The sequence below is a fragment of the Pseudoflavonifractor sp. An85 genome (assembly GCF_002161235.1).
Lineage (GTDB): Bacteria > Bacillota > Clostridia > Oscillospirales > Oscillospiraceae > Enterenecus.
In genome coordinates this window covers 51,863-69,322 of sequence record NZ_NFHE01000001.1, presented here as the reverse complement: position 1 = coordinate 69,322, position 17,460 = coordinate 51,863, and the positions used below count along the sequence as shown (strand labels likewise).

Here is a 17,460-nt window from a genome sequence, read left to right as displayed (position 1 = left end):
ATTAACTCACCGTCCTTTTCTCAAGATTCGCTCCATACCAGACATCCGGCAGGAGCGTCTTTCCATCAATGGTAGCCACCACGATCTGCTGGATGCTGCCGGTGGCCGGGTCCTCCTTGGCAAAGGCCAATACATCACCCTTCCGGCAGCCCTTGGCTATGGGGTCGGCGCCGCGGACGACCGCATAACCACCCCGCGCTTCAGCCCTGTCCTTCCGAACATGCTTGTTCCACTTCCGCTTGGGGTGGTCTGCCATAAAGGCGAGGCCGTGGAGAAACAGTTCTTCTTTCGTCAGCCGTTTGAGGACCGTCAGCTCGGTGCAGGAGATCTTGGAATCCACCTCGTCCTCATCGATGTCCCCGCCGGCGTTGACGATGTAATATTCCGAATGGTCTACATCGCCATAATAGCTCAGGCAGTCTAACGGGTCCTCCGCACAATGGAATCCATTTTGGCGGCAGTTGGCCTTTTCCGTCACATTGAGGCCCATCTGAAACTGATAGTCAATGCAGATCATGCCGGGCCGAAAACCTTTATACGCAATCATACGCTGCCTCCTCAGCCGGCCTTTGCCATGCCAAAATCCATCAGGGACATCTGGCCGTCAGCAGCAGGCTTCTTTTCCGGCGCCGGCTTGGGCTCAGGCTTTTTCTTCTCGGCAGGCTTTTTCTCGGCTTTCTTTTTCTTGGAGGATTTCACGGAAGACTTGCCATAGTAGGGGCGGGGGACAAACTTTTCTTCCTGCTCCTGGTCCTCTTTGGCGTCCGGATCGCGGAAATAGTCCTCCGACCACTGATAGCACAGGTCATCCGGAATATCGCAGCCATACCCCTGGCTGCCCTGGCCCGGCTGGATGCCGTTTGCTTTCAATTCGTCCTGGATGTACTCCCATGCCTTGCGGCTGATGTACTGGAAGCAGTGAACCATTGTTTTCTTCGGGTGCATGGTGAGGCGGGCAAAGGCCGGATCTTCCAGGCACTTGGTCTGGATATACTCCGACACGCACTCCTTCATATTGCGCCGGGTCAGCTTTTCCACATCGCCGCTGACCCGCTGCATGGAAGCAGCCACCACCTCATCGTCGCTCATGGCGGCCAAGCGGTCCATCTGCTCCTGCAGGGCCTTCTTCTTTTCCGCCTGTTTCGCCTCCCACTCAGCCTTCCGTTTGGCTTCGGCGGCCTCATGCTCGGCACGTCGCTGTTCCTCGTCAGCGTCCGCATTGGAGGCATCGGCCTTGGCAGGCTCCGCCTGACCCTCATCGGCATTGTCCTCCTCATCGGTTTTTTCTGCGGGAGACTCAGCCTCGTCAGGCTGTTCCAGCTCTTCCGGGGCCTCATCCAAATCTCCGTCGTCCTCAAAAGCAGGCTGCGGCGCCGGCTCTGCGGCAGGCGGTACGGGCTGACGGTCAGCCGGCGGCACCGGCAGCTCGTCAAAGTTCTCCCCGTCCTCAAAAGCGCACTCGCGGGTGAGCGAGGCGGCAGACGGTTTGCGGCCTTCCTGCATATCCAGCGACATTTCCGAAAAATATCCCATAATAAACTCCTTTCCGTTGACAAAAATGGCATGGATCAGGATAAAACCTGTTCCATGCCATCGTTTACCTGTGTCACAGCACATAGAGTAGTGTGCTGAAGCTGTCGAAACAGTAACATACCACATTGGGATACTGCTCCGACCACTTTTTGATCCTGTCCTGCACCTCCTGGGCTTTCCGCTGGGCCGGGCCATTCCACGGCGGCGGGACCGTCACCGTAAAATATCCCTTATCCGTGCGGGGCCGCACATCAGCGTTCAGATGGGCGCATTGCTCCAGAAGCGCCAGAAGTTGCCCTCTCTTCGTCTCATTTACAACAACCATTGAAGCCTCTTTATGTCCCTTCTTTGATGTCCTTTTTGGCAAGCATGGGGGAAAACTTGACCTGCGGAAATTCATGCTCCCCATTGACATAGTAGTAGATCCTTCGTGGAGAATGGTCCAGTTCTACCACATCAGAGAGCGCCATTGGCCGCCCGTGGCAGCCCTCCGGCAGTTCCTCCCGGCAGTCAGCAAACAGGCGCTTCAAAATCTCTGCGTCGCTCTGTTCCACCGGGCAGTAGACTTCGCCAGACCCGGCCATGCGGTACATGGCGGCGGGCGGCTGTTCATAGCCGGCCTTTTGCAGCGCCGCAAGTTCCTTGAAAGCAAATGGGATCGCTTTTTGCTCGTCCAGTTCCAACTGATAGAGCACAAATCTCTGTTTCCGCCGCTGGGGTTCCAGCAGGGTGCCGAGGGCATCCCTGCCTTGCCGCAGGAAAGTTTCATGTTCCTCTCTGGTCAAACCAAGATACTCCGTCAGGCAGGTTTTGTTTTCAGCCAAGTGCTGCCATAGTTCGATGCAGTCCTCAATATGCGCCAGTTCACACAAACCGCGGAGGTACTGCGCCTTAAAACTAAGTCTATCGATCTCCTTTCTCCGTTGATTTTCCCGGCGAAGTGCCAGCTGCCAATCGTCAAATCCCTTATAGTTGGGATTCCAGGTCAGCCTCCGGCAGTTCATGCCATACTTCCGGGCCGTCAGATAAATTTTCGACGCCCCGGCCATCGTCATTTGATTGTTGTACTTGTCCATATCGTGGGCTTCAATGATTTCCTCCGTGCCGTTCTGCGCCAAAAGGGCAAACAACGGGTCCAGCGGGCTGGTGTTGTTGGCCCCGGCAATCGCGGCAAAGGTGCGCCCGGTCAGACAATGGGAAATATCTGCTTTCAGCAGCCCCTCGATCACATAGACCACCCGGGCGGATGGGTCACCGATCAGATGTACCGGGCTGCCGGAGCCTGTCCCGTCTGTCTTTGAGGAAGAGGAAAACCAGATGTACTTGGCCCCCGGTTTCTCCGGCGGGTCATCCTTGTGTTTCAGCGGTACATCCAGCATGATCTGAAATCCCTGAAGCCGGCCGTCAAAGCCTATGGCGGGAATCAGGATGCCGGAGGTCTTCTTATAAAATGCCATTGTCCAGTGGCCGCTGTCGTCCCGGTAAAATCCGGGTACGCCCTGCACCCTGCATCCCTGCCTGATCAGCCGGTCCGTGATAGAGCGGCATAAGAAGGGCGGCGGGGTACTCTTAAAGCCCAGCGCCTCGATTTGTTCATCAGACAGCCCACGCTTTGGTGAACGCAGATGTTCCCGATGTGCCGGCCGCAGCGTAAGCTGGGCCAGCAGGAGGGATAGCGTCTGATGGATCTCGGCCGGGCTGGCTTTGTCCGACTGCGGCACAGTTTTTCGCTCGGAAGAAGAATAACCTGCAGCGGCCGCCCGGGCCCCCGAAGATGGGGACCCGGTGCTGACCGGCTGCTGTTGGGCTTCATTCCCGGAGCGTGCGTGTTCCTCGTGGGTATTGTCACACAGAGCTTCTGCAATTTCCCAATAAGCGTCAGAGGTCGTCGTGTGATTCAATTTTGCATATAGCGCCAGCATTCCGCCATGTTCGTCGCAGTGATTGCACCGCCAGACATTTTTGACGAAATTGACATTCATCCGCCCGCGGCGGTCACCGCAGAACGGGCAGTCCACATAGACGCTGTTTGCCTGCTGGCGCCTGACCCGCAGGTGCAGCAGTTCCACAACTTCCATGATACCGAAGGGAAATTCATCCGGGTACGAGCCCATCTGTCATTCCTCCCTTCATGCCCTCGCCGGGGGCCATATCAGCCGGCCTTTTGAAGCGAATTCAAAACCAGCTGGGCGGCAGCGCGGACCATGTTGTTTTTGCTTTTGCCCGGGATCAAGTAATACCGCAGGTTGACAGGCCGCTTCTCGGCCACCTGGGCAATCGTCATGCCCTTGCAGATGCCATCGTCTACGATGACCTGCTGGGCCTGTTCCAGCGTCATGACCTGCAGAATATCCTCCATAGGCGTGTCCTTCGTGTAAGAGGGGGTATCCACCGCAGTATCCGCCGCCCCGGCAGCGTCATCTTCGGGCTGCATAGGCTCGGCGGCAGGTTCGGATTCCTCCGTGTGCTGGACCGGCAGCTCCGTTACATTGCCGCGGACGGGCAATTCATCCGCCTGCTCATTTTCAGCCGCCGGCTGTTCCGTCTTTGGCGAAGCGTCAACCGGGAGCGTATCGAATTTCTTCGCCGGCTCCACCGGCAGGTGCTGCTTCACCGGTTCCGAAGCAGTGTTTTCCTTCGACGGGGCCGTTGTCGCTGTTGCCGCCTTTTCGCCCTCAAACGCCCTCTGCGGCGTTTCAACGGGGCTGGCAGGGGATTTCCCCTCGGCAGGCTCATCGGCCCTCTGAGGGGCGCTGTGGGGCTCCTGCGGCGGTGCCGTGCATTCCGCCGGCCCGGCAGGCGGTTCTGCGGCCTTTTTGACAGACGCTCCGGCGCTTTTCTCCATCAGATCGGCCTGGGCGCCGGCGCTGATCAGCTGGATGCCAAAACCGGCGTCCGTAAGGGCCTGGCTCAGCGCCTCATTTTGGGCGGCTTTCACGAAGTCGCGGCTGTCCTGGGTAGTCTGCTGGGCCGTGCTCATACTGAACGGCTCCGCGTCACTGCGGTCCAGGAATACCTTGGCCTCAAAAATCGCCATCTGCTCCGTGATCCGCAGCGCCGTCAGACGCATACGGCCGTTGGGATGGGCCATGCGGAACCAGAGTTTCTGGTAAGGCAGGTCCAGCTTCAGGGTGTCCTTGGTGCGGCGGAGGAACTTGAGCGGGTCAAAGCCCGGCACCTTGTTCAGTTCAGCGGCCGCAGGCACAGTTTCGTACATCGTTTTCGCATTGCTGTCGTTCATGTCATATACTCCTTCCTGTGTAATAAATAGGAGACGCGGGGCAATTTTCTGCACCTTGCGCCTCTTTTTTAACCAGCGTATTTCAGTTCTTCTTCCAGAGCCGCCGGGACCGGGATTCCGGCCCGCTTGGCATAGGCCTTATAGTACATGCCGATGCGCTTGCCCAGAAGCGTATTCCTCTTGACGATTTCATTCCGGTGGATCGCCATAAACAGCACCTGCTTTTGGCCGATCAGCACCACGCGCTTTTTGGCCCGGGTGATGCCGGTATAGAGCAGGTTGCGGTAGAGCATGACGGTGTGCGCTTTCAAAAGCGGCATGATGACCGTTTCATACTCAGAGCCCATTGCCTTGTGGATGGTGGTGGCGTAGGCTAGGTCCAGATTGACCATATCCTCTACGCTGTATTCCAGCTCTCGGCCCACACCGAAATCCAGGCCGACGCGCTTGCCATCTTCATCGTCTTTGATATAGCGGATAAATCCCAGGTCGCCGTTGGACACCTTGGCGGTGTTTTTGGTCTGCATGATCCGGTCGTTGACCCGGAACACTTTGACGCCGATCTTGATTTCTTCCTCGGCAGAGCGGAACGGGTTGACCACCTCGCGGATGGCCTCGTTGAGTTGTTCCGCCGACGCAGCGCCTTCCGAACGGAAGGGAGACAAAATCTGCACCCGGTCGATGCCGCTTTCCGCGATTTCCCGGCAGTAACGGGCGATGATCCGCTCCGCAGCCTCCGCCTGGTTATCGCTTGCCATAAATACAAAGTCCGGCCCAAAGTACAGCTTGGTGTTGCCCTCGTTGATAAACTTGGCGTTATAAGCGATCAGGCTGTCCTTGGACTGACGGAAGATCTGGTCCAGCACCGTGACGGGAATCAAGCCACAGTCGATCAGTTCGCGGAACACAGTCCCGGCGCCCACACTGGGGAGCTGGTCGGGGTCGCCCACGAGAACGACACGGGCCCCATCCTTGATGCGGGAGAAAAATTTGTCTGCCAACCACATATCCACCATAGAAAACTCGTCCACAATGATCAGGTCCGCCGACAACGGCTCCTGCTGTCTGCTGCGGTTGGCGTCATCTTCTTCACTGCCGAGGCCCAGGCCGCTGTGGAGCGTCCGCGCCTTGTCAAAGCCAGTGCTTTCCGCCATACGACGGCTGGCACGGCCGGTCGGCGCCATCAGAACGATTTCACCTTTCGGGTGCAGGCGGCGATAAACTTCCAAAATGGTCTTGAGCACCGTTGTCTTGCCGGTGCCGGGAGAACCAGTGATAATGGACAGGCTGTGGCGGTAAGCCGCGTAGACCGCTGCCTCCTGTTTGGAAGACAGCACCAGCCCCATTTCACGCTTGACCTGCTCCAGCGCCTGCTCAATGCGCTCCGGCGCAGACGGCTCTATCAGCCGCATGGCAATACGCCGGGCCGTTTCATCTTCCTGTGCGAATGTGCGGGGCAGGTAGATGTTATCTTTGACGGATACCACCTCGCCATGAAGGATCATGTCCTGAAGCACATCCGCGACCTCCTGTTCATGAAGCCGGAGAGACGGGACGGGGATCTTTGTGTTGAGAAGCCGAAGAGCCTCCTTCCGCAAAGTTTCACCAGGCAGGAACAAATGTCCTTTGCCGCCCTTGCTGTCCTCCAGCGCCCAGAACAGCGCGCCTTTGACCCGCATGGGGTCATGCAGGTCGCCGCCGTTTTTCTGAACGATGGCATCTACCCGGAGAAATCCAAAACCGGACACCTGGCACAGTTCAAAGGGACTCCTTTTCAAGATGTCCACGCTGGCGGGCCCGAAGTGCTGGTAGATCTTCAGGGCCGTTTTCGGCGTGATCTTGAATGGGGAGAGCAGCGTCATCAGGTCTTGGAGCATCCGGCTCTCCGCATACGAGGTTTTGATATCCTCCAGCTTGCTTTCCGTAATGCCCTTGACCTCCAGCAGCCGCTCGGGATGGTTTTGCAGAATATCCAGCGTTTCCACGCCAAACCGGGAGACGATCTGCGCGGCAGTCGCCGGCCCAATACCTTTGATGAGGCCGGAGGCCAGATAGCCTTCCACGCCGTCCTTGGTCTTGGGAACGATCTCGCGCCACTGTTCCACCTGAAGCTGCACACCATATTTGCCCTTTGTCCATTCGCCGTCCAGTTCCAGCTCTACCGCGTCCGTGCGGGGCAGTTCATAGCCCGTCGCAACAAAGCGGATCAGATGATCTCTGTACCGGCGGGTGGAACGGGCCTCCTGGGGCACCTCCTTATCAGCGGTCTTTACGCTGATGATGCAGAACTTGTTCACCGGGTTGTGGTAGATCGTCCCGTCATAAGTTCCTCTATGGATCACTTCTTTTTTCCCTCCTTTTATGCCGCCTCGGCGTCACTCTTGACCGTGAAGCGGCGGTGCACGGAAACAGTCACATACTGCTCATAGATGTCCGGATGTTCCAGCTTCAGCCTGTTCAGATTATCCTTGTCAATACCGGGGGTCCGCACCGGATTGTAGGTGACGGTATAGTTCACCCCATCCTGCTGGCAGATGGCTTTGCAGCTTTTCCCCATTTTGGCAATGATGGCAGCCTTCAGCCGCTTCATATCTTCCTCGATTTCCTTTTTGCCTGCTTCTGCGCCTTTTTTCTGCTCTTGGAGCTGGAGAAAACGCATCAGCTTGGCCGTCAGGGGCAGGTCGAGTGATACAGCGGGGGCCTCCTTGTCAGCGGGGCCAGTGTACCGGCGCACGCTCTCGATCACGAGGTCGCCATCTTCGGTGTAAGGCGGCGGCGTTCTGGTAAGCACATGATTTTCCCAGAAATTCTGCTCCAGGAAAATCATCTCATCCTCATAGGCCAGATCTCTCTGCATATCACGGATAATGCTTTCCTGCTCGTTGTTGCCATACAGGCAGCAGAAAAAACAGCGGTCCACATCCATAACGGCCATGTAATGCCGTCCCTGGGACTCATAGTAGGCCGGAATGGTTTCCTCACCATCCAGCCACCAGTTGTCTTTGGCGTTGTAGTTTGTGGTCTTGATCTCCAGAATAGCGGTGGTGCCGTCCGGCAGTTCTACAAAGTAGTCCACATCCGCCAGCATCCAGGGATACTTCGGGTGCTGGAACATCTTTTTGATCTGATAGACCTTGTAGCCGGTCCTGTGCTGGAAGATCTTCGCCACCAGCGGTTCCAACAGGTGTCCCATCTCCAGGGCCACCCAGTTGTCCTCATGGTCCTCGACCACGGCAATGTTCAGCTTGTCATAAAACAGATCCCGGGCCGTCCGCCACGGTGAAATGCCCAGCAGAGCTGCAACATCGCTGCCGCCAATGCCTTTCCGGCGGTAAGCAAGCCATTCTTCTTCGGACAAGCCTGCCGTATCCACCAGCACCAGGGGCTGATGCCGCTCTTTGACAGCCACACTGCCTGCCGGCATACTCAACACCCCCTCCGTGTCCTGCGGGGAATGACGGGCGCCCGAATCACCGGGCAATGCTTCTGTGCGGACTGGTTCAGCTTCTGGTACTGCCGCCAGCTCTCCATCGGTTTTCTCTTACTCGTCAGAGACTCCTGACTCCGCTTTTTTACATTCATGTTCATACCTGCCTTTCTGTGATTTTGGTATATCCTCAAAGCCGTTCCCGGCATTTGGGCAGAAAAAAGCGAGGGTGACAGTGGGCGTAACGCCTGATGTCCATAGTTGCCTATGAACCAAAGTCATCCTCGCTGACGGGAGCAAAAGTCCCGGAAAACAAAAAAGCCAGTAATATACCGGCCCAGAGGGGCGCAGTAATACTACTGGCACAAGTACAATCTTGACTGCGTGTGCAATGCAGATTTTTCAATCCGCGGTACAGAAACTAGGTCTGTATCCCACAAGGGGAAAACGCACAAAAATCAATTACAGAAACAGTGTAACACAATATCTTGCGTTAGTCAAGGAATATCATCTATATATAGTATCTTTCTGTTGCTGAAAATGGCATTGCTCAAAAAAACTCATCAAAAGGCACAGGATTTGCAGAAATTTGGCCGCCATCTCCTATATATAGGGCGTACAGACATGGCATGGGACTCCGTAGCCGGTCTGCACGCTCTTTTTGTACCTTGACAAGCCCCATAACCTTTTCCATTGGAGTTATACAGGGATCGCGGACAGTGTGCGATGACCACATGGAGCCCGCCCACGATTGAAATACCGCACAGCGGGCCCTGGCAATACGCGGCGGAAAGCCCCGGCGCAGGAAATGGCCTTTGGAAGAGACCCTACACTTCCCGATGAATTTGAATGACTTCATTGTTTTTGTTGAAAACCTTCCACTACAAATCGTAGGGGATATATGTAATTGCAAATAAAGGAGGGCAATTATGGAAAAAAGAAAACCCAATGACCTTTCACCGGATCAGTGCTTGGCGGTCGATACGGAATCGCTTTGCAAACTGCTCGACTGCGGGCGGCATACGGCCGTTCAGATCGGCGACCTGGCCCACGCCCGCATCACCATGAATTCTCGTGTCCTTTGGAGCGTTCAGCGAGTGAAGGAATATTTGTACGAGATCTCATGCTAACAGAACCTTGCCCATTCCGGGCGCAGCAACACACAAAACATCGGGAGGTATCAGCCTATGCCAAAAGTTAGAAAAGACAACAAAGGCCGCAACCTGCGGCCAGGAGAAACACAACGCTCAGACGGCAGCTATATGTTTGTCTATAAGCTGGGTAAGAAGAAAAAGTACATTTATGATTTTGACCTTGCCAGCCTGCGGGCCAAAGAAAAAGTTCTCAACCGTGACAGCGAAGACGGTATTCGCACCCAGGAGGCTATGAAAATCACCCTAAATGATATGTTCAAAGTCCTCATGGATACGAAGATCCAGTTAAAGGCTTCTACACGGGCGAATTACGAATATCTTTGGAGCAACTATGTGAAGGATGAGCCGTTTGCCAACATTCCCCTGCCCAACATCCGAAAGAGCGACATCCTGACATTTTACACGAAGCTTTTGAAAAAAGGCTTTGCGGTCAATTCCTTGGAAAGCATCAATAACCTGATTCACCCCACGCTTGAATTGGCGGTCGATGATGACTACATCCGAAAAAATCCAAGCAAAGGCGTCTACCGCTCTCTCAAAACAGAGGGAGCCGGGGCGCCCCCGAAGAAAAGAATCGCGCTGACCATGACACAGCAGAAGAACTTCCTTCAGTTCATTTCCAAGTCACCGATGTATAGCCACTGGCTGCCTGTCATGGTCGTACTGCTCGGTACGGGAATGCGTGTTGCGGAATGTACCGGCTTAACTAAAAATGATGTGGACCTGGAGAACAACACCATCTCTGTCAATCACAACTTGATCTATCGCGTGATCGATGGGAAAGCAGGTTTTCATATCACCACCCCTAAAACAGCCAGCGGCACCCGCACTATCCCTATCCTGTATCCGCAGGTTGCTGAACAGCTCCGCACATTGATTGAAGTCATGGACACACTCTATCCGGAAGACCTTGTGATGAATGGGTATCACGGTTTCCTTTTTAGGAATCGGGAAGGTTACTTTCTCAGTGCCCATAATATCAATCGGGCCATCCAGCGTATCTCCATCGCCTACAACGCCGAAGAAATGGATCAGGCTGAACTGGAAGATCGTGAGCCGGAACTGCTGCCGCATTTTAGCGTACATAACATGAGACACACATTCTGCACGCGGCTCTGTGAAAGCACCAACGACATCAAGTTTATCCAGCAGGTGATGGGCCACGCTGATTTTTCCACAACTATGGATATTTATACGCATATTACGCAAGAAAACATGAGGGAAAAAGCAGAGGCAATCAAGGGTAATTTGGTGCTAATGTGAAAATTGCAAAAAAGGGCAAATCCGCATAAAAAACACGGATTTGCCCTTCATTTTGGCCCGTCTGATGCCGTCTGATTTCAAGCAAAAGTTGTAGAAAAGTTGTAGTTGTAAGCCCTTTTTACTACATCTTGTGCCGTCCGGTTTCGTCAGACACTATATATTGTGGAATTTTAGTCCAGAGGCTTCATTGTGGGGAACAGCAGAACCTCACGGATGGAGTCATTGTTGGTGAGCATCATGACACAGCGGTCGATACCGATGCCCAGACCGCCCGTGGGAGGCAGACCGTACTCCAGAGCAGTGATATAGTCCTCGTCCATCATACCGGCTTCCTCGTCGCCGTTTTCACGCAGCTCCACCTGACGCTGGAAACGCTGCTTCTGGTCGATGGGGTCGTTGAGCTCGGAGAAAGCGTTGCCCATCTCGCTGCGGCAGATGAACAACTCGAAGCGCTCGGTGAGCCGGGGATCGGCAGGAGAGCGCTTGGCCAGGGGGGACACATCCACGGGGTGCATGGTGATGAAGGTGGGCTGAATCAGCTTCTCCTCCACCTTCTGGTCGAACACCTCGTACAGGGCGTTGCCCCAGGTGGCGGGAGCGGTCTCGGGCAGCTCCACACCGATGGAAGCGGCCAGAGCCACGGCCTCGGCGTCGTCGGTGACCGCCATAAAGTCCAGGCCGGTGTACTGCTTGACGGCCTCAGCCATGGTCAGACGGGGCCAGCCGGGGGTCAGGTCAATGTTCTGGCCCTGCCACTGAATCTGATAGGTGCCCAGAATCTTCTGGGCAGCCGTGCTAAGCAGATCCTCAAACAGGTCCATCATATCGTGGAAATCGGCATAAGCCTGGTACAGCTCCACGGAGGTAAACTCGGGGTTGTGCTTGGTGTCCATACCCTCGTTGCGGAAGATACGGCCAATCTCGTACACACGCTCCAAACCACCCACCACCAGGCGCTTCAGGTGCAGCTCGGTGGCGATACGCATGTACATGTCGATATCCAGGGTGTTGTGGTGGGTGATGAAGGGTCGGGCGGTGGCGCCGCCGGAGATGGTGTTGAGCACCGGGGTCTCCACTTCCATGTAGCCACGGTTGTCCAGGAAGTTGCGCACGTGGCGGATGAAGGCAGAACGAATCTCAAAGGTGCGGCGCACCTCGGGGTTGACAATCAGGTCCACATAGCGCTGACGGCACCGGGTCTCCACGTCGGTGAGGCCGTGGAACTTCTCGGGCAGAGGCAACAGGGACTTGGACAGCAGGGTGATGGTGTGGGCCTTGAGGGAGATCTCACCACGCTTGGTGCGGAACACGTCGCCTTCCACGCCCACAATATCGCCGATGTCGTACTTCTTAAAGGTGGCCAGAGCCTCCTCGCCCACATCGTCGATGCGGACATAGAGCTGGATACGTCCGCCGCCGTCCTGCAGGTCTGCAAAAATAGCCTTGCCCATGCCGCGCTTGCTCATCAAACGGCCAGCCAGACGGACGATCTGGCCCTCCATAGCCTCAAAGTTGTCCTTGATCTCATTGCTGTGGTGGGTCACGTCATACTTGGTGACGGTGAAGGGGTCCTTCCCCGCAGCCTGGAGCTCCGAGAGCTTGTCCCGGCGAATTTGCAGCAGCTCGGACAGGGAGGGCTCCTCCTGCACATTCTGCTGGTTCTGCTTCTTCTGTTCCGACATAATCGTCTCTCCTTCTCGTATCCGTCGTCTGCTTAGCGCTGGATGCTGACGACCTTGTATTCAATGTTGCCGGCGGGGGCGTCCACAATGACGGTATCCCCAATACGCTTACCCAGCAGGGCCTTGCCAAAGGGAGACTCCTCAGAGATACGGCCGTTCATGGGATCAGCCTCCTGAGAGCCCACCACCTGGTAGGTCTCCTCCTCGTCCAGCATGGTGTCCATCACGGTGATCTTGCTGCCCAGACGCACGGTGTCGGGGTCAGCGTCGGTCTCCTCGATGACGGAGCAGTTGGCCAGAATGTTCTCGATCTCGGCAATGCGGGAGTAGAGCTTGCCCTGCTCGTTCTTGGCCTCGTCGTATTCGCTGTTCTCGGACAGGTCGCCGAAGGAACGGGCTTCCTTGATCTGGTCGGCCACTTCCTTCTCACGAACGGTCTTGAGATAGTTGAGTTCCTGCTTGAGTTCTTCCAAACGCTCTGCACTGAGCTTGTATTCCTTGGCCATGACGTTCATCCTTTCAACGCTAAAAAATAGAAGCCGCAACAGACGGCAGCTCGTAACATGTCCATTATATATTTATAGATGTTCCTTCGAATTATAGAGATTTTCTTGCCGCTTGTCAAGGCCTTTGGCAGAGGGAATTGGCTCCCTCTGCCAATTCAAAATGTCTAGACCCGGCTGCGTCGCGCCCCGGAAGGCCTCTTTTGCGAGAACTTCAAACACAACAGACCCGCAAGAGTTCCGCCACAGAGGCAGCAGACCAGTACCACCACTCCCCGAACATCGGAAACCCGGCCTCCTCCCCGGGCCAAGCTGACCAGCCAGAGCAGCACATCATACGTGGCTCCCACCGCCAGACCGCCCAGCAATTTTCGAACTGGCCACCGACTGGCGCACACCAGCCCGCCCACCAGACTGCCCAACACACATCCCAGGGCTACCAACTGCAACTGGCTGTCCTCCCGCATCACACCTCCGGATATGGCCACGGCTCCCAGGAGCAGAACCAGGAGCTCCACAACCACCGCAATAGCCGTTCCCAATGCCACGCCCAAAACCATCTGGGCTGGGCTCCCCCGTTTTCCCTCGTCCTTACGCAAAAAAAGCACCCCTTTCCACATGGTTGTTTCACCATATGCGAAAGGGGTGCTTCTCATACCGCAATTACTTGCTCTTGGACTCCTTCTCCTGGGTGGCAGGAGCGTCCTGGTTGCTCTGGGTGCCCTTGCTGGAGATGGCCCACTTGGTGAACTCGATGCGCACGCGATCGGCGCCGGTCTCCATGACAATGGTCTCCTCCTTGATGGCACAGATGGTACCCACGATGCCACCAATGGTGGTGATCTGGTCTCCCACCTTCAGGCTGTTGCGCATGGCGGCAGCTTCCTTCTTCTTCTTGCTCTCGGGACGGATGAGCAGGAAATAGAAGATGGCGACCATCAGCAGGATCATAAGAATGCTAGACATTGCTTCGGCAGGCATACAACGATTCTCCTTTTATGTGTGGATTGTAAAAAGATACATCACGTGTCATTATACCCGGATTTTCCCTGAAACACAAGCCTTTTTTTCTGGCATCTGTTTTAGGGCATCCGCTGGGCCAGCTTCTCGGAATAGGTTTCCCGGAACTGCTGGAAGGTACCCTCATCCAAGGCCTGACGGATACGCTCCACCAACTTGTTGTAGAAGTACAGGTTGTGCATGACCGCCAGACGCATACCCAGCATCTCTCCGGCGGTGAACAGGTGGCGCACATAGGCCCGAGAGAAGTTGCGGCACACGGGGCAATCGCACTCTGGGTCAATGGGTAGTTCGTCAGTTTTATACCGCTCATTTTTCATATTCATCCACCCGCTCCAGGTAAACAGCTTGCCGTGGCGGGCGTTGCGGGCGGGCATGACGCAGTCGAAGAAGTCCACACCCCGGGCCACCGCCTCGATGATATTGGAGGGGGTACCCACACCCATGAGGTAGCGGGGCTTGTCCTTGGGCATGTAGGGCTCCACAGCGTCGATGATATCATACATCACCTGGGTGGGCTCTCCCACCGCCAGACCACCAATGGCATAGCCATCGCACTCCACCTTGGCCGTCTCCTGCATGTGCCAAATGCGCAGGTCAGGGAAGGTGGCTCCCTGGTTGATGCCAAAGAGCATCTGGCCGGGGTTGACACAGTCGGGCTGAGCGTTGAGCTTGTCGTGCTCGTCCTTACACCGCTTCAGCCACCGCAAGGTGCGCTCACAGGAGGCCTTGGCATACTCGTAGGTGGCGGGGTTCTCCACACACTCGTCAAAGGCCATGGCGATGTCGCTGCCCAGGTTGGACTGGATGCGCATGGACTCCTCAGGACCCATGAAGATCTTGCGCCCGTCCAGATGGGAGGCAAAGGTAACCCCCTCCTCGGTGATCTTGCGCAGGCCGGACAGAGAAAACACCTGGAATCCGCCGGAGTCGGTGAGCATGGGACCATCCCAGCGCATAAACTTGTGCAGGCCACCCATCTGGCGCACCACGTCGTCGCCAGGGCGCAGATGCAGGTGGTAGGTGTTGGACAGCTCCACCTGACAGCCGATGTCCTTCAAATCAAAGGCGGACAGACCACCCTTGATGGCCCCCTGCGTGCCCACATTCATAAACACGGGGGTCTGCACCGTACCATGGGGGGTGGTGAGCTGGCCTCGGCGGGCCTTTCCCTCGGTTTTCAACAGTTCAAACATGATATTCTCCTTTTTATCTCAAGTCAGGAGATGAACATGGCATCTCCAAAGCTGAAGAATCGGTACCGGTTCTCCACCGCATCTTTGTACGCCGCCAATACATGCTCCCGGCCCGCCAGGGCGGAGACCAGCATGATGAGGGTGGATTCCGGCAAGTGGAAATTGGTGATCAGGCCGTCCAGCACCTTGAACCGGTAGCCGGGGTAGATGAAGATGTTGGTCCACCCCGCCTTGGCCTCCATGGTTCCGTCCTCGTTGGCCCAGCTTTCAATGGTACGGCAGGAGGTGGTGCCCACGCAGATCACCCTGCCTCCGGAGGCCTTGGTCTGGTTGATGATATCCGCCGTCTCCTGAGAGATGACGCAGTACTCCGAGTGCATCTCGTGGTCGGTGACTTCTTCGGCCTTCACCGGGCGAAAGGTTCCCAGGCCCACATGGAGGGTGACATAACACACCTTCACCCCCATGTCCTGCACCTGTTGAAGCAGCTCAGGGGTAAAGTGCAAGCCAGCGGTGGGAGCAGCAGCAGAGCCCACCACCTTGGAGTACACCGTCTGGTATCGCTCGGCGTCCTGCAGCTCCTCCTTGATGTAGGGAGGTAGAGGCATCTTCCCCAGCTTCTCCAAGGTTTCCAGGAAAATTCCCTCGTAGTCGAAGCGGACCAGGCGATTGCCCCCCTCCACTTCTCCCACCACCTCAGCGGTGAGCTCGCCCTCGCCGAAGCTGATTTTGGCCCCGGTGCGCAACTTCTTACCCGGGCGCACCAGACACTCCCACACCTTCTCGCCCCGGTCGATGAGCAGCAGCACCTCACAGGCTCCGCCTCCGCTACGATGGCCCAGCAGACGCGCGGGCAATACCCGGCTGTCGTTGAGCACCAGGCAGTCTCCGGCCCGCAACAGCTTGGGCAGGTCATAGAAGTGCATGTGTTGGGTCCGACCTGTGGTTTTATCCAGGGTCAGCAACCGAGAGCTATCCCGCCGCTCCAGCGGAGTCTGAGCAATGAGCCCCTCGGGCAAATCAAAATAAAAATCAGATGTTTTCACGCTTTTCCCACCGTTCTTTCCACCATAACCTGCGGCATACTCACTTCTTCTGCCGCATACCATATTCTGTCACGTCTCTTTCAGTCATCTTCTATGGAAATTTTTTGTCCAAAAAAGGAAATGACAAATTGACACTTTAATGCGATAATGTTATGATGTCTTGTAAGCATTCTGTCGTTATTCGTTGGAGGGACACTCCCCCCATCGGTGCACATTCTGCTCTATTATAATACAACATCTGCCCACCTTTCAACCACTTTCTTTCCTGTGGGCAGGAGGAGGTCATCCCTGTGAGAACATACAAAGTCGGTATCATCGGCTCCACCGGTATGGTGGGACAGCGTTTCGTCACCCTGTTGGCCAATCACCCCTGGTTCCAGCTCACGGTTCTGGCTGCCAGCCCCCGTTCCGCTGGAAAGCGGTATGAGGAGGCAGTGGCTGGTCGCTGGGCCATGGATGTGCCTATTCCCGAGGAAGCCCGTGACATGACCCTCCTCAGCGCCCAGGATGACGTGGATCAAATTTCCTCCGCCGTGGACTTCGTCTTTTCTGCGGTGGATATGACCAAGGCGGAGATTCAGGCCCTGGAAGAAGCCTATGCCAAGCACGAATGCCCGGTGGTGTCCAACAACTCCGCTCACCGCTGGACCCCCGATGTGCCTATGGTGATCCCCGAAATCAACCCCCAGCACCTGGAGGTCATTCCCGCTCAGAGAAAGCGGCTGGGCACCCAGCGGGGCTTCATCGCGGTGAAATCCAACTGCTCCATCCAGAGCTATGTCCCCGCCCTCACTCCTCTGCTGGGCTATGGCATCGAGAAGGTGCTGGTGTGTACGTATCAGGCCATTTCCGGGGCGGGCAAGACCTTTGAGACCTGGCCGGAAATGGTGGATAATCTCATTCCCTACATTGGCGGCGAGGAGGAAAAGAGCGAGCAGGAGCCTTTGAAGGTGTGGGGCCGGGTGGAAAACGGGGTCATCGTCAACGCCGACGCCCCCGCCATCACCGCCCAGTGCCTGCGGGTACCCGTGTCCAACGGCCACACCGCCGCAGCCTTTGTCACCTTTAAAAACAAGCCCACCGTGGAGCAGATCAAAGAAGCTTGGCGCACCTACCAGGGCCGCGCCCAGGAGTTGAAACTGCCCACCGCTCCCCAGCAGTTCCTCCACTACTTTGAGGAGGACAACCGGCCCCAGGCCAAGCTGGACCGGGACCTGGAGGGCGGCATGGCCATTTCCGTGGGCCGTCTGCGAGAAGATACTCAGTACGACTACAAGTTTGTCTCCCTCTCCCACAACACCCTGCGTGGCGCTGCTGGCGGCGCTGTGCTGCTGGCTGAACTGTTGTGTGCAGAAGGGTACATGGACCCCATCCACTAATCCACCCCCATCTCTC

Annotated in this window: 17 protein-coding genes; 3 read left to right on the top strand and 14 right to left on the bottom strand. The window is 56.2% G+C overall.

Going from position 1 to position 17,460, the window contains the following annotated elements:
- Position 1: 1 nt before the first annotated feature.
- The 8 genes from B5G37_RS00350 to B5G37_RS15125 all read right to left on the bottom strand — a co-directional run bounded on the left by B5G37_RS00350 (position 2) and on the right by B5G37_RS15125 (position 8,356).
- Positions 2–547: a hypothetical protein gene (locus B5G37_RS00350; RefSeq protein ID WP_087231245.1), complete on the bottom strand. Its 546-nt coding sequence runs from the start codon at positions 545–547 to the stop codon at positions 2–4.
- 11 nt (positions 548–558) lie between these two features.
- Positions 559–1,533, bottom strand: a complete 975-nt coding sequence (locus B5G37_RS00345) for a Cas9 inhibitor AcrIIA9 family protein (protein ID WP_242962711.1) — start codon at positions 1,531–1,533, stop codon at positions 559–561.
- Positions 1,534–1,606: 73 nt separating this feature from the next.
- Positions 1,607–1,858 carry a hypothetical protein gene (locus B5G37_RS00340; protein WP_087241941.1) on the bottom strand — a complete coding sequence of 84 codons (252 nt, stop codon included), beginning with the start codon at positions 1,856–1,858 and terminating at the stop codon, positions 1,607–1,609.
- 10 nt (positions 1,859–1,868) lie between these two features.
- On the bottom strand, positions 1,869–3,647 hold the full coding sequence (locus tag B5G37_RS00335; protein ID WP_087241943.1) for a YodL domain-containing protein: 1,779 nt from the start codon (positions 3,645–3,647) through the stop codon (positions 1,869–1,871).
- A 38-nt stretch (positions 3,648–3,685) separates the two neighbouring features.
- On the bottom strand, positions 3,686–4,774 hold the full coding sequence (locus B5G37_RS00330) for a hypothetical protein (protein WP_087241945.1): 1,089 nt from the start codon (positions 4,772–4,774) through the stop codon (positions 3,686–3,688).
- Positions 4,775–4,842: 68 nt separating this feature from the next.
- Positions 4,843–7,116, bottom strand: a complete 2,274-nt coding sequence (locus tag B5G37_RS00325; RefSeq protein ID WP_058963805.1) for an ATP-dependent RecD-like DNA helicase — start codon at positions 7,114–7,116, stop codon at positions 4,843–4,845.
- 17 nt (positions 7,117–7,133) lie between these two features.
- On the bottom strand, positions 7,134–8,198 hold the full coding sequence (locus B5G37_RS00320; RefSeq protein ID WP_087241947.1) for a lambda-exonuclease family protein: 1,065 nt from the start codon (positions 8,196–8,198) through the stop codon (positions 7,134–7,136).
- Between the two features lie 2 nt (positions 8,199–8,200).
- A complete protein-coding gene (locus B5G37_RS15125) occupies positions 8,201–8,356 on the bottom strand; it encodes a hypothetical protein (RefSeq protein ID WP_158099318.1) in 156 nt (51 codons plus the stop codon).
- A gap of 774 nt (positions 8,357–9,130) precedes the next feature.
- Here B5G37_RS15125 and B5G37_RS00315 point away from each other — a divergent pair.
- Positions 9,131–9,331, top strand: a complete 201-nt coding sequence (locus B5G37_RS00315; protein WP_006573960.1) for a hypothetical protein — start codon at positions 9,131–9,133, stop codon at positions 9,329–9,331.
- A gap of 57 nt (positions 9,332–9,388) precedes the next feature.
- Positions 9,389–10,618 carry a site-specific integrase gene (locus B5G37_RS00310; protein ID WP_087241949.1) on the top strand — a complete coding sequence of 410 codons (1,230 nt, stop codon included), beginning with the start codon at positions 9,389–9,391 and terminating at the stop codon, positions 10,616–10,618.
- A gap of 170 nt (positions 10,619–10,788) precedes the next feature.
- Here the strand turns inward: B5G37_RS00310 and lysS are convergent, their stop codons facing one another.
- From lysS to queA, 6 genes are all read right to left on the bottom strand, one after another.
- Positions 10,789–12,300 carry a lysine--tRNA ligase gene (gene lysS / locus B5G37_RS00305; RefSeq protein ID WP_087252943.1) on the bottom strand — a complete coding sequence of 504 codons (1,512 nt, stop codon included), beginning with the start codon at positions 12,298–12,300 and terminating at the stop codon, positions 10,789–10,791.
- Between the two features lie 32 nt (positions 12,301–12,332).
- Entirely contained in the window at positions 12,333–12,806 is a 474-nt protein-coding gene (gene greA, locus B5G37_RS00300; RefSeq protein WP_087252942.1) for a transcription elongation factor GreA, read from the bottom strand.
- Positions 12,807–12,970: 164 nt separating this feature from the next.
- On the bottom strand, positions 12,971–13,402 hold the full coding sequence (locus B5G37_RS00295; protein ID WP_158099317.1) for a TIGR04086 family membrane protein: 432 nt from the start codon (positions 13,400–13,402) through the stop codon (positions 12,971–12,973).
- Positions 13,403–13,466: 64 nt separating this feature from the next.
- On the bottom strand, positions 13,467–13,784 hold the full coding sequence (yajC, locus tag B5G37_RS00290; protein ID WP_087252938.1) for a preprotein translocase subunit YajC: 318 nt from the start codon (positions 13,782–13,784) through the stop codon (positions 13,467–13,469).
- Between the two features lie 101 nt (positions 13,785–13,885).
- Positions 13,886–15,019, bottom strand: a complete 1,134-nt coding sequence (tgt, locus tag B5G37_RS00285; RefSeq protein ID WP_087252936.1) for a tRNA guanosine(34) transglycosylase Tgt — start codon at positions 15,017–15,019, stop codon at positions 13,886–13,888.
- A 23-nt stretch (positions 15,020–15,042) separates the two neighbouring features.
- Entirely contained in the window at positions 15,043–16,065 is a 1,023-nt protein-coding gene (gene queA, locus B5G37_RS00280; protein WP_087253030.1) for a tRNA preQ1(34) S-adenosylmethionine ribosyltransferase-isomerase QueA, read from the bottom strand.
- A gap of 290 nt (positions 16,066–16,355) precedes the next feature.
- Between queA and asd the strand changes: the two genes are divergently transcribed.
- On the top strand, positions 16,356–17,444 hold the full coding sequence (gene asd, locus B5G37_RS00275) for an aspartate-semialdehyde dehydrogenase (protein WP_087252934.1): 1,089 nt from the start codon (positions 16,356–16,358) through the stop codon (positions 17,442–17,444).
- Positions 17,445–17,460: the final 16 nt, after the last annotated feature.

Coding starts and splice junctions, on each gene's coding strand:
- B5G37_RS00350 (WP_087231245.1), bottom strand. CDS start 547: ATGATTGCGTATAAAGGTTTTCGGCCCGGCATGATCTGCATTGACTAT.
- B5G37_RS00345 (WP_242962711.1), bottom strand. CDS start 1,533: ATGGGATATTTTTCGGAAATGTCGCTGGATATGCAGGAAGGCCGCAAA.
- B5G37_RS00340 (WP_087241941.1), bottom strand. CDS start 1,858: ATGGTTGTTGTAAATGAGACGAAGAGAGGGCAACTTCTGGCGCTTCTG.
- B5G37_RS00335 (WP_087241943.1), bottom strand. CDS start 3,647: ATGGGCTCGTACCCGGATGAATTTCCCTTCGGTATCATGGAAGTTGTG.
- B5G37_RS00330 (WP_087241945.1), bottom strand. CDS start 4,774: ATGAACGACAGCAATGCGAAAACGATGTACGAAACTGTGCCTGCGGCC.
- B5G37_RS00320 (WP_087241947.1), bottom strand. CDS start 8,198: ATGCCGGCAGGCAGTGTGGCTGTCAAAGAGCGGCATCAGCCCCTGGTG.
- B5G37_RS15125 (WP_158099318.1), bottom strand. CDS start 8,356: ATGAATGTAAAAAAGCGGAGTCAGGAGTCTCTGACGAGTAAGAGAAAA.
- B5G37_RS00315 (WP_006573960.1), top strand. CDS start 9,131: ATGGAAAAAAGAAAACCCAATGACCTTTCACCGGATCAGTGCTTGGCG.
- B5G37_RS00310 (WP_087241949.1), top strand. CDS start 9,389: ATGCCAAAAGTTAGAAAAGACAACAAAGGCCGCAACCTGCGGCCAGGA.
- lysS (WP_087252943.1), bottom strand. CDS start 12,300: ATGTCGGAACAGAAGAAGCAGAACCAGCAGAATGTGCAGGAGGAGCCC.
- greA (WP_087252942.1), bottom strand. CDS start 12,806: ATGGCCAAGGAATACAAGCTCAGTGCAGAGCGTTTGGAAGAACTCAAG.
- yajC (WP_087252938.1), bottom strand. CDS start 13,784: ATGCCTGCCGAAGCAATGTCTAGCATTCTTATGATCCTGCTGATGGTC.
- tgt (WP_087252936.1), bottom strand. CDS start 15,019: ATGTTTGAACTGTTGAAAACCGAGGGAAAGGCCCGCCGAGGCCAGCTC.